Source organism: Acinetobacter haemolyticus (assembly GCF_003323815.1).
Classification (GTDB): Bacteria; Pseudomonadota; Gammaproteobacteria; order Pseudomonadales; family Moraxellaceae; genus Acinetobacter; species Acinetobacter haemolyticus.
The window spans coordinates 884,891-896,782 of record NZ_CP030880.1; the positions used below are offsets into that span (position 1 = coordinate 884,891).

Below are 11,892 nucleotides of genomic sequence, written 5' to 3' on the forward strand. Positions count from 1 at the left end.
TAAAAAACAAAGCCTCCATATAGGAGGCTTTGTTTTTGAATCTGTTTGATTTAATGAACATTCAATTGTTTGAGCGCAGCAACACGTTGCTCAATACTTGGGTGAGTTTGGAATAAAGCAGCTAAGCTAAAGCCTTGTTCCTTACCTTCCGTAATTGCAAATGCTTTCATTTCTTTTGGCATTTGATCCGGCATTTCTGACTCAGCTTGTAAGCGAAGCAGTGCAGAAATCATGGCATCTTTACCTGCTAAACGAGCACCAGCTTCATCTGCACGATATTCACGTTGACGAGAGAACCACATTACGATTGTGGATGCTAAAATACCAAACACAATATCTAATACGATGGTAATAGCGAAATAAGCAAGACCTGGTGCTTCCCCATCTTCACGACCAAAGACATTACGGTCGATAAAGTCACCTGCAACACGCGCAAAGAACATAACGAAGGCATTGACTACACCTTGAATCAAGGCAAGTGTAACCATGTCACCGTTCGCAACGTGTCCGATTTCGTGTGCAAGTACGGCACGAAGTTCATCTTTGTTCATGCGTTCTAATAGACCTGTCGAAACAGCTACTAGTGCGTCATTTTTATTCCAACCAGTTGCAAATGCATTTGATTGATAAGATGGGAAGATCCCCACTTCAGGCATTTTAATACCTGCACGTTGAGATAATTGAGAAACTTCTTGCAACAACCACGCTTCAGCCTGATTACGAGGTGCATTCGGGTCGATTAATTCAGTCCCAGTGGTTTTTTTAGCCATCCACTTTGACATGAAGAGGGAAATAAATGAACCCACCATACCAAAGACAAAACAGAAGACTAATAGGTTGCCTAGATTTAAGCCACCCGCACTACGGTAACTACCGACACCGAAGAGTGACAAAATAATGCCAGCTACAACCAGTACCGCGAGGTTGGTTAGCAAGAACAAACCAATCCGCATCATTGAGAAAACCCTCTTATAAAGAAAAAGTGATCTGATTTATAAATATAAATCATCCCCATAATATGCAGGCTGAACCCTAAAAATTCAAGAAAAAAATGGATGGAATTGTATTTCAGTATTAAAACGATGAATGAATGAAGAAACAACAACTTAAAATCATTTTAATGCAGCAAATAAGTACACATTATGAAGATGTATCGTTGTTTTAATGTACAGTTTAATCACTCAATCGTATGTGTGCAGATGCTGAGGCATTTGCAGTTGAATAGGTGCCCGCAGGTGCATCTGTAAATGTTCCGTCTGCCAGTGTAATAATTTGACGGTTATATTGTTTTGGGGCGGGGCTGCTAGTGGATAGATTACTTGGTAAGTCAGCATTTGAATAACTGACGGATTGTGCCATCAATGCATTATTCGTCGTCACACTGCTTAGACCAGAAGCATACAAGTTTTGATAACGGCTAGTTACGCGACGTACATAATCTTGCGTTTCACGAAAAGGTGGAATACCACCATACTTATCAACATTACCTTCGCCCGCATTATAACCAGCCAGTGCGAGTTCAGTATTGCCATTAAAACGTTTTAATAACCAGCTTAAATAGCGAGCACCAGCAAAAATATTTTGTTGTGGATCATATGCATCACTAACATTAAATCGTCGAGCGGTTGCAGGCATTAATTGCATTAAGCCTTGGGCACCTACTGGGGAGCGCGCGCGGACGTTAAATCCCGACTCAGTATGCATGACTGCTTTAATTAATCCTTCAGATACACCGTGTTGTTGCGCTGCTTGTCTGATCAGATGATCAAAAGCATTTCTATTACGATTATAGCTGGGAAGCACAGAGGCCTCAGTTTTACCCCAATTGCTATAGGTGTGAATATTACTGTCAGGATAGTAAGTCGCTTTAACGACTTTTAAATGGCTATATTCCGCTTTCTTCTTGTTGGTGAGTAAGGTTGTACCGTTAGTATCTTTGAATTGATAGATGGTTTGCCCTGCATGAACATGTGCAGAGTTATAAAAAAAACCGATTGTCCCCAAACAGAAGGTCATCAAATACGTTATTTTGTTCATCGTTATAATATTCACAAATAGATGAGCTTTAATTCCTTAGCGCAGTGTAACAAAAAAATGCAAAAAATGGAGTTTTAATACAATTTTTTTTATTTTGCTGTCTAACAAAAAATCAAGTCATTTTGTTCGAATGTTCAGCAAAAAAAAATTTAATTTTTTTTTAAAATTGAAGTATTGACTTATATAAGCTATTGATTATTAATGCTTAAAATAACTGATCAAAAAGTGATCAATTTAATCAAAAGCCTTATTATCTGATCAAAACAGTTTGTCAATAGCTAAGAAATCCACAATTTTATCCACAGTTTTTGTGGAAAACTGTGGAAAAGTTTGAAATATAAGCAATCTAGGCAATTTTTATAATTTTTGATCAGAATTTTACCAGTATGAAATCTGAATATGACGATAGAAAGAAATTGAAAAATTCTTTTGGTGCGGTTTTTTTCGAATTCAGATAAAATCTCGCAGTGTTTTTGTTTATGAGTTAATCACGTCTATGTACGCGCCAGTGGAGTCCAACCAAGGATTTAATTTCAAGCCAGAACTTCCAACTAGTTCGGCCTATTATCGCCTGTTGAAAAAACTGCGTCGCCAAGTGGGGCATGCAATTCGTGATTATAAAATGATCGAGGATGGCGATAAAGTCATGGTGTGTGTGTCTGGTGGTAAAGACAGCTACACCTTACTTGATATTTTGTTGCAGTTTAAACGTATCGCACCGATTAATTTTGACATTGTTGCGGTCAATCTTGACCAAAAACAACCTGGTTTCCCAGAAGATGTTCTTCCACGTTATATGGAAGAAAATAATATTCCATATTACATTTTGGAAAAAGACACTTATACCATTACCAAGCGATTAACGCCTGAAGGTAAGACCTATTGTGCGGTCTGTTCTCGTTTACGTCGTGGTTCGCTGTATGGTTTTGCACAAGAGATTGGCGCAACTAAGGTGGCATTAGGTCATCATCGTGATGACATTATGGCAACATTTTTCTTAAATTTATTCCATGGTGGGAGTTTAAAGGCGATGCCGCCTAAGCTTCTTTCATCAGATAAAAAGAATATCTTAATTCGCCCTTTAGCGTATGTTGAAGAAAAAGATATTATTAAATACGCAGAAATGCGTAAGTTCCCAATTATCCCGTGTAATTTGTGTGGTTCTCAAGAAAACCTGCAACGCGCTATAATCAACGATATGTTGCGTGAGTGGGATAAGCAATATCCAAAACGTCTACACAGCATTTTCGGTGCTTTACAGAACGTATCACCGTCACAATTGGCTGACCGCGAATTATTTGATTTTGAAGCTTTAGATGGGCAGCGTGAGTTTGATCTCAAAGATCCTGAAGAGCTGAAAAATCGTCTCGATGTGGTTAATTTAAGTTTTGCAGCTGATTAAAATGTAAAAATTTTTAAAAGGCACTTTGTTAAGTGCCTTTTCTTTATAATTTTTTTAAAATTTGGATCCTACGTACAAAAAATCATAGCCTAAAATAAAATATACGTGCTATAACATGGCACGAGCAAATTGCTTCATGTGATGTTGTCTGGATAGATAACACAAGAAATTGAACAAATACATTTGAGGAATAATCATGGCTGCATTTTTAACTGATGATTGGTTTGCAACAGTCGATAAACTTACTGCTGAAGCAGGTGATTTAAACTTACCACCAGCGCTTGCGAATTTAGCGATTAACTTAGTTGTAACAGATGCAGCTGGTAATACTGAGCTAGCTCTTGATGCTGGTAAGATCCAAAAAGGTTTGTCTTCAAATGCTAAAACAACTTTAAATATGGATGCTGAGACTTTACGTAAAGTATTCTTAGAATTTGACATGGCTGCTGCAATGCAAGCATTCATGACAGGTAAAATCAAAGTCCAAGGCGATATGTCTCAATTAATGGCATTGCAAACTGCAAAACCAAGCCAAGAGCAAAAAGATTTATTTAAAAGAGTACTTGAGCAAACTGCTTAAGTGATCAGCAAAAAAAAGCTTACCCATTGGTAAGCTTTTTTTTGCTTTAGACATTGATCAAGTTACTGGTCTTGATATGTTCTAAATAGGTACGAATACGTTTTACGTATTGCACGGCTTGTTTATAACGACCATTTCGAGCTTGGTTACGCTGTAAATAATCATATAAGTTCACCCATTGGTTAGGATCTTTTCCTTGGGCTTGGATACGCTTCTGAATTTGTCCGACTGCTCCAGGTCCCATATTGTACGCTACAAGCGCATACCAATTACGGTCGGGATAAGGGACATGTGCAAACTGATCCAGCATCAAGTCATAATACTTTGCACCACCTTGAATGCTCTGTACAGGATCAGTGCGATTGGTTACACCCATTGCTCTCGCCGTGTTATTGGTGAGCATCATAATCCCACGTACACCTGTTGGTGAAACAGAGGTCGGTTTTAGATAGGATTCCTGATAACCAATGGCAGCCAATAGATGCCAGTCTAGATTGTATTTAGAAGCACTTTGCTTAAAACTTGCCTTATAAATAGGTAAACGCTGATTCAAGTCTTTTTGAATGATAGACCATGACTCTGGCTTAACCACATTACGATTATAAAAGGAAGCAAGTTGTTGAGTCGTACCCAGTTGTTTACTTTGGCACACAAAACCACTGGCAGTAAGTGTTAAAGGATCATCAGCTTGTTTAAATACCCAATTTAATTGGGGGTTTAAACCATTACTACTTAAACTTGCTTGATCACCACAACTTGCTGAGAATGAAACCAATTGTTTCTTTTCAATATCTGCAATTGTTGAAGTGGTCATTGCGAAATTGGCTTTGCCTTGTGCAATCCATTTCAATGCAGTTGCATTGTCTGGGACTGTTTTAAAATCAAGTTTTACATTTAAGCTTTGTGCATAGTTACGCACTAAATCGTAACCAAAGCCATGTAAGAATTGATCTTCTTTAAATACGATGGTTGGGTTTTCTACGGCAACCACAGTTAAAACATTTTTTGCTACAACAGTATTGTACTGGTGAGATTTTTCTGCGCTTAAGCTATTGAAGGGAATAATTACAACACCTAATGCTAAAGCTTGAAACGGGAGTTTAGAAGATAAAGAGTTAAGGCTAGGCCTAGACCCAGAACTTGAATTACTGTGCATGTTGTCTCCGCTACAGGTAATTTATGCCCTAAAAGTTCAGCAAAACGATGCCTTAACTTTTAAAAGTTGATAAATTCAATAAGGGTGGGCAAGTCATGACGTCATTCAAAATGACATTGGGTTAATCGGGAAAATGATGTAGATGTTACACATCATTCACAAAGTGTATAAAAAATAAACAAAAAACTAACTTAGGGGCGCATAATAAGCGTCCAAAAACAGATTGTCAAATTTTGAGCAAGAAATAAATGATAAATACATCACAAACACATGATTTAAAAAAGAATAAAATTTATACACTTTAGTGATGGTGAAATAAGGAATACAATGCAAAAACTTGTAAACGGATTGTTATCTTCACGTATTTTTTTCTTATGAAATCAAACTTAATTACCCGTACGGGCCATGACTTATTGGTCGCTGAATTAAAGAAACTTTGGCATGATGAACGGCCTGAAATCACTAAAAAAGTGAATTGGGCTGCGAGTTTAGGCGATCGCTCTGAGAACGCTGATTTTTGATTATAACCCTATGATTTGTACTATTTTATTTTTAAAATAACAAAAACATAACCTTAGAAATAGTACATATACTAAAAAATATACTATAAAAAGATTTGACGATTAAAACGAATAACTAGAACTACTCAATCCAAATATTAAGGTGAGCCTTATGAGACCTGAGTCTTTTGAAATAAAATTATTGAGCAACTTACAGGGTGAAGATCTTCAAATAGTTAAGGATTATTGGTTACAAACGTACACAACAACTGGTGATCTGAAATTTGCAAATACTGCTAAAACAATTACAGAACAATATAACTTTACAAATGCAAAAGAATTATCAGATTTTGTTGAATTGCATAGCTGCCTAGAACTTGTGGATACTAATTTTGAATGTAGAAAATGTCACTCAAGAGTAGGATTTAAGAATAGGACTATGTATAAAGAATTTTTTAAGAAAGGCTATTTATGTGTAAATTGTGAGTTAAAAAAGAATAATAAAAAAGCTAAGGATTTTATTGATGATTATAAAAATATATTGCAGGAAAAAGCCTTTTCTGAATTCGATTTTAGCTATCTTGAAATAATATACATTTATCTATTCCTATCTTTTGACACAATTGGAGAAGAAAGATTTATCAATAAGAAGGTGTGGGAAAGTTTTTATGAAGAAGAACGAGGTGGGGCAAATATTGTGCTTCAATCCTTGTTTGATAAAAGAGCCATAATTGATAAGTACAAAGATTTAAATAACTTAAAAGAGCAAATAAGTTTATTTTTGCAAGAAAATAGCTCTACTCTCAGTAACGAACAATATGATTCATTAGTAAGAATTCTTCAAGTTAGAGTGCAAAATGGTATTTATTTGGCTATAGATGAGGATGTTAGTAATTATGAATTAAAAATATTTGTTGGCGGTTTTATTGATATGTTTAAATTAGATATGGCTGATATCCAGCAAATAGAAAATTTTGTTAAAAATATTAGATTACAAGAAATATATTATTTAATTCCTGAGGTCTTCTCGAAATTTCCAGTTCCTTATGAGAAAAATTTAAATTTAGAAACTAATTTAATCCAACTTTCAGAATACTTTGATTTAGAACATTCATATAGCCTTTTGTTTTATCAGGCAAAAATGCTAGCAGGAGATTTGTTTATAGAAAAAATGAAAGATGAAATTGATCATGAAAAGCATAAGAACAAATACTCGAACAAAATTGCTTCTTACATTAAATATTTAGTAGATTCAAAAAAGAAGCCAAACTATCCTAAAAAACTACCTGATAATTGGCACTTCTCCCAAATTGAGCAATTTATAAGCTTAAATTTCTTTGATAATCAACATAATTGGACTGGGATGAATACAAAGGAAATCATTTCTGCATGGTTGAGTAAAGTATCAATAAAATCAGAGTGATCAAGTATTCCATGTTTTCTGTAGTAGAGGTAGGATATTCCGAAGAGGTTTGGAGAATCTAAATGAATGTAGAGCGACATGTATATACAGATGAAGAAGCTGTAGAGCTCCGTACAGCCCATATGTTAGCAAAAAATATCATGGGTCACTCTTACCCTCAAAATGTCATAGAGGCTGCGGAAAAGCGATCTGAGGAAGACTTCGAGAGAATTGTTAGTGGAGAGGTTACACGAGAAGAGATTGAATCTGAGCTACTACTTAAATGGGATCGAAAAGTGGCGCTGCAAATGAAGATTGATAAACTAGAAAAAGAATTTCAAGAGGGTCAAGATATTCTTAACAATTGGAAAAATAATAAAGATCCATTTTTTGAGCGTCATAAGAGCTGTGTGGAAGCACAACATCAAAAACTTATAGAATTAAAAAAACAATTGTTAATTATTACTTAAAAAAAAGAAGAAAATATTTATAAAGTTTCTCTCTTACTCCCTAATATCTATAGATTTTATTAAATTTGCACATTAAACTGAAAAAGATCTTTCAAAATTCTCAAATTGATATAGAGCTATAAATTTAGCTTATTTGAACTAGAAAACTTTTAGGGGTATTAAGTTTTCTTAATAAAATTCTGCTAAAAATCATATATTCTGAGAATGGAATTATTAAGATTAAATACTTTATTTAAAAATTTGGAGGGTAATATGTTTAGACGGGGTTCAGAATGGAGAGTTTGGGATTTACATATTCACACTCCAGCTTCTTATGAGTGGAGAGGTGAAAAATTTAATGGTGATAAAGAGCATGATGATCAATTAATTGATCAAATGATCGAACATTTAAATAATTCTGAACCAGATGCTTTTGCTTTAATGGATTATTTTACATTTGATGGTTGGTTCAAACTTAAAAAACGTTTAAGTGAAGAGGGAGCTCCTAAATTAACAAAAAAAGTTTTTCCAGGAATAGAGCTAAGAGTTTGTGCACCAAGAATTAGACTAAATGTACATGCTATTTTTTCTGATGAAGTTAGGGATCAGGACTTAAAAGATTTTTTAGCAGAACAAGAAATTGAAGAAAATAATAAAAAACTATCAGAAGATAATTTAATTCATTTTATTAGAAATACTGGCGAAGATTTATTACGTAGAAAACATATTGATATAGATAAAATAAAAAATGATGATAAATATGCTTTAGAGAAAGCATGTGGATTAGCAAGTTTAAAAAGAGAAAACTATATTTCATCAATTGAAAAATTTCATGACTGTATAGCTTTCATGCCATGGGATACTTATAACGGATTGAAAGAAATTGATGTTTTAGAAAATTATAGTTTTGTAATGAGTCTTTTTAAAAAATCAACGATAATGGAATCGAGAAAAGAAGAATATAGAAATCTATTTCTCATGAAAGAAACTAATGATAATAAAAATATTATTGAACAATTTAAAAAAGCTCTAGATTATATCCCACGCTTAGTTGTTGCAGGAAGTGATGCTCATAAATTTTCAGATTATGGAAAATTTCCATCTAATAAAAAAACATGGATAAAAGCTGATACGACCTTTAAAGGCTTATTGCAAGCAATTAAAGAGCCTGAAAATCGATCATTTATTGGAGAGGTGCCTGTAAAATATATTGAGAAGCAAGGACGAGGTGCATACTTTTTAGATAAGATTAAAATAAATAAGCATGTTAATGCAAAATGTCATCAGAATTGGTTGGATTCCACAGAAATTAATTTTAACCATGATTTAGTAGCAATTATCGGAAAAAAGGGTAGTGGGAAAAGTGCATTAGCCGATGTTATATCTTTATTAGGAAATTCTAAATCTAGTAGTAATTATTTTTCATTTCTCAAAGATGGGCGTTTTAAAGGGAAAGGTGGATTTGCTACAGAGTTTGAAGCAACAATTACTTGGTTAAATGGGAAACAGGAAACTAAATCTCTAGACTCTAAAATAGACCAAGAAAGTATTGAAAAAGTTAGGTACATTCCTCAAGTTTATTTTGAAAAACTATGTAACCCAGATAATGAAAATAATGAATTTCAAAATGAACTAAATTCTGTAATTTTTTCATACTTATCTGATGATGAAAAACAGGGTTTTATTGATTTGGAATCATTGATTAAAGAAAAAGAATATTCTTTAAATGATAGTGTCTTACATTTTAAAAATGAATTAAATAAAATAAATGATGAAATAGCTCAATTAGAATTAAGAGCTCAGCCTAGTGTAAGAAAGCTCTTAGAAAGTAAAAAAATAGAAAAAATACAGGAAATACAAGATCATGAGTTGATTAAGCCTGATGAGGTTATGTCACCAAGTGATACTTTGACTCCTGAGCAATTGGTGTTAAAAGAGCAATTAGAAGAAAATAATTTGAAATCTATTAATTCGTCTAATAATATTTTAGATTTAAATAAATTAATAAAAGATAATAGGTCTAAAATCTTAATAATAAATCGTATTGTCGATGAGGTAGACTACTTAGATAAACAAGTTGAATTGTTTAAAGATAAAAATAATGAGGATTTAAAAGCCTTGTCGATTGAAAGTGAAACTGTTTCATTGGAAGTTAATAAACAGCCGTTGATAACTTTAAGGTTAAAATTGGAGGCTGAAATAGCGGCTAATTTGAAGGCTGTAGAGTTATTGGAAGTTGATATTTTGAGTTGTGAAAAAATAGCTAAAGATATTAACGGGAAATTATCAGAACCATATCAAAAATATAATAATTATTTAGAAGTAATGAGGGCTTGGGATAATAAAAGTAAGGAATTAAATGGAAGTATTAATTATCCAGAATCTTTGTTAGGTATAGTACACCAAATTGGTGAATTGGAAAAGATTCCTGATCAGCTAAATGAGAAAAAATCTAAGAGAAAAGAGATTGGGTTATCTCTTTATGAAATATTAGAGAGAAAAAAAGAAGTAAGGGAGTCACTTTATAACCCTGTACAAAAATCTATTGAAATAAATGATTTTATTAATGAAACGAATAAATTCGAATTTTTATCTAAATTAGACTTTAATTTTGATTCTTTCCAAGAAAAGTTAACTTCACTGATTAAACAGCAGCGTTTTGATTTCACTCCTGATAATATTAAAAATACTTTAGAAGATCTATCAAAAAATGAAGATCTCGAGACAAAAGAGGGAGTAATTAATTTTTTAGAAAATTTAATTGCTAAATTGACAGAAGCTAATGGTACTGTTGGTATTTCTGAAATGCTTAGAAAGAATACCACTTCAGTAGAAGTATACAATTTTATTTATGGATTAGACTTTATCCAATCAAAATATTCATTAAAATTTCAGAATGTTGAGGTTGAAAAACTTTCACCAGGTCAACGCGGTGCTTTATTACTAATCTTCTATTTACTAGTTGATAAAGATAAAACACCAATAATTTTGGATCAACCTGAAGAAAACTTAGATAATGATACTGTAGTAAATTCTCTAGTACCTATTTTAAATGAGGCAAAAAAAACAAGACAAATAATTATGGTTACCCATAACCCTAATTTAGCAATAGTTTGTGATGCTGAACAAATTATTTATACTGATTTTCATAGAGAAAATAATTTTTCTATTAGTTATAAATCAGGTTCAATTGAAAGCTCAGAACTTAATAAACATTCTGTTGATATTCTTGAAGGTACTTTGCGGGCATTTAATAATCGTCGTAATAAGTACTTTACGGATATTAAGGAACATAATTAATATTAATTATGTACCAATTTTTTTTTCCATTTGGGGTCTGTACTTGAATTTCATCATCTACAGACTTACCTAAACAGGCTTTAGCAATAGGTGATTGGAGAGAAATATAGTCTTTACGACCATAAATTTCTTCATCTCCAACAATACGAAATTTAATAGTTTCACCTTCGTCATTTTCTAACTCAACCCATGCTCCAAAGTATGCTTTCCCATCTTGTTCAGGACTATATTCAACTTTATGTGCGACTTCAAATAGTTTGGTTAGGTATCTAATTCTACGATCAATTTCTCGCAATTTTCTTTTGTTGTAGTGGTAATCTGCGTTCTCTGACCGATCGCCTAAACTTGCTGCCCAGGATACAATTTTTGTAATCTCAGGACGTTCTTTGCGAACCAAGTCATTAAGTTCATCTTGTAAACGTTGATATCCTTCAGCAGTTAGTAATTTGCGATTCATGATAAATATTCCAAAGCTTTACGCAATGCATCTAGAGTTGCTACCTTAAACACAGGCAGGTTCTTTTCATCTACTAGGGCACCATATTCTGTGGATTTCAAATTCCACTTTTTCTGAAAGTCAGATGATAGTAAATATTGCAAAGCTCGAACTTCTTGATCTGTTAATTTAAATGATTGGTCAGATATCATATGCTTATGATCATAAATATCAATTCTTTGTTTTGGAGGAATAATTTCTCGGAGCATTTGTTGTGCTTCTTTTAACTCTGAGGCCATGATCCTAATCAATAATTGATGCTTAGGATTGTCAATTTCGGAAATCCAATCAGTTTCTTGTTTAGAAAGTTTTTTAAGTTTCTTCTTGCTGGAGGTTGAATCAGTAAATGCTTGAATCAAAGCTCGGTATTTTTCTCCTGTTTTATTTCGGATACTTTGTGCCTGGGGAACTCCACGTTTGCATCCTAATTTTGCAATTGTAGAAACAGAAAAGTCATATATTCCTCGTTCTTGTTGTTCCATGCAAATATCATAAATAGCTGTCAATGATTGCTGTATTTTGCTTGAAGCATCGCTTTTTAAATGTTCAAGTAGTTCTTCAGGACTCATA

10 protein-coding genes and 1 pseudogene are annotated in these 11,892 nt (G+C 33.3%); 6 read left to right on the forward strand and 5 right to left on the reverse strand.

What is annotated here, in order from left to right; all coding sequences use genetic code 11:
• Positions 1-50 precede the first annotated feature (50 nt).
• Both htpX and DS737_RS04085 read right to left on the reverse strand, forming a co-directional pair.
• Positions 51-956 carry a protease HtpX gene (htpX, locus tag DS737_RS04080; protein ID WP_004640254.1) on the reverse strand — a complete coding sequence of 302 codons (906 nt, stop codon included), beginning with the start codon at positions 954-956 and terminating at the stop codon, positions 51-53.
• Between the two features lie 217 nt (positions 957-1,173).
• Positions 1,174-2,037, reverse strand: a complete 864-nt coding sequence (locus DS737_RS04085; RefSeq protein ID WP_113996831.1) for a lytic transglycosylase domain-containing protein — start codon at positions 2,035-2,037, stop codon at positions 1,174-1,176.
• 496 nt (positions 2,038-2,533) lie between these two features.
• On the opposite strand from DS737_RS04085, the gene ttcA reads away from it, so the two are divergent.
• Positions 2,534-3,439, forward strand: a complete 906-nt coding sequence (ttcA, locus tag DS737_RS04090) for a tRNA 2-thiocytidine(32) synthetase TtcA (protein ID WP_004640251.1) — start codon at positions 2,534-2,536, stop codon at positions 3,437-3,439.
• Positions 3,440-3,635: 196 nt separating this feature from the next.
• Positions 3,636-4,019 (forward strand): SCP2 sterol-binding domain-containing protein, encoded by a 384-nt coding sequence (locus tag DS737_RS04095; RefSeq protein WP_004640249.1) that lies wholly within the window; start codon positions 3,636-3,638, stop codon positions 4,017-4,019.
• 46 nt (positions 4,020-4,065) lie between these two features.
• Here DS737_RS04095 and DS737_RS04100 read toward each other — a convergent pair whose 3' ends face one another.
• Complete coding sequence (locus DS737_RS04100; RefSeq protein ID WP_113996832.1) at positions 4,066-5,175, reverse strand: MltF family protein; 1,110 nt, start codon at positions 5,173-5,175, stop codon at positions 4,066-4,068.
• Between the two features lie 374 nt (positions 5,176-5,549).
• Here DS737_RS04100 and DS737_RS04105 point away from each other — a divergent pair.
• The 4 genes and pseudogenes from DS737_RS04105 to DS737_RS04125 all read left to right on the forward strand — a co-directional run.
• Positions 5,550-5,693: pseudogene (locus DS737_RS04105) on the forward strand (transcription elongation factor GreB); the annotation flags it as partial.
• A gap of 154 nt (positions 5,694-5,847) precedes the next feature.
• The gene (locus DS737_RS16245) at positions 5,848-7,098 is read left to right on the forward strand and encodes a hypothetical protein (RefSeq protein ID WP_228206842.1); all 1,251 of its coding nucleotides are present in this window, start codon (positions 5,848-5,850) and stop codon (positions 7,096-7,098) included.
• 62 nt (positions 7,099-7,160) lie between these two features.
• The gene (locus DS737_RS04120) at positions 7,161-7,547 is read left to right on the forward strand and encodes a hypothetical protein (protein WP_113996835.1); all 387 of its coding nucleotides are present in this window, start codon (positions 7,161-7,163) and stop codon (positions 7,545-7,547) included.
• A 252-nt stretch (positions 7,548-7,799) separates the two neighbouring features.
• Positions 7,800-10,826 carry a TrlF family AAA-like ATPase gene (locus DS737_RS04125; protein ID WP_162784520.1) on the forward strand — a complete coding sequence of 1,009 codons (3,027 nt, stop codon included), beginning with the start codon at positions 7,800-7,802 and terminating at the stop codon, positions 10,824-10,826.
• Here DS737_RS04125 and greB read toward each other — a convergent pair.
• Together greB and gmtX are read right to left on the reverse strand one after the other, a co-directional pair.
• Complete coding sequence (greB, locus tag DS737_RS04130; RefSeq protein ID WP_113996837.1) at positions 10,810-11,283, reverse strand: transcription elongation factor GreB; 474 nt, start codon at positions 11,281-11,283, stop codon at positions 10,810-10,812. The two genes, DS737_RS04125 and greB, sit on opposite strands and share 17 nt — an antisense overlap.
• Positions 11,280-11,891, reverse strand: a complete 612-nt coding sequence (gmtX, locus tag DS737_RS04135; protein ID WP_113996838.1) for a gamma-mobile-trio protein GmtX — start codon at positions 11,889-11,891, stop codon at positions 11,280-11,282. Before gmtX ends, greB begins: the two co-directional genes overlap by 4 nt.
• Between the last annotated feature and the right edge of the window lies 1 nt (position 11,892).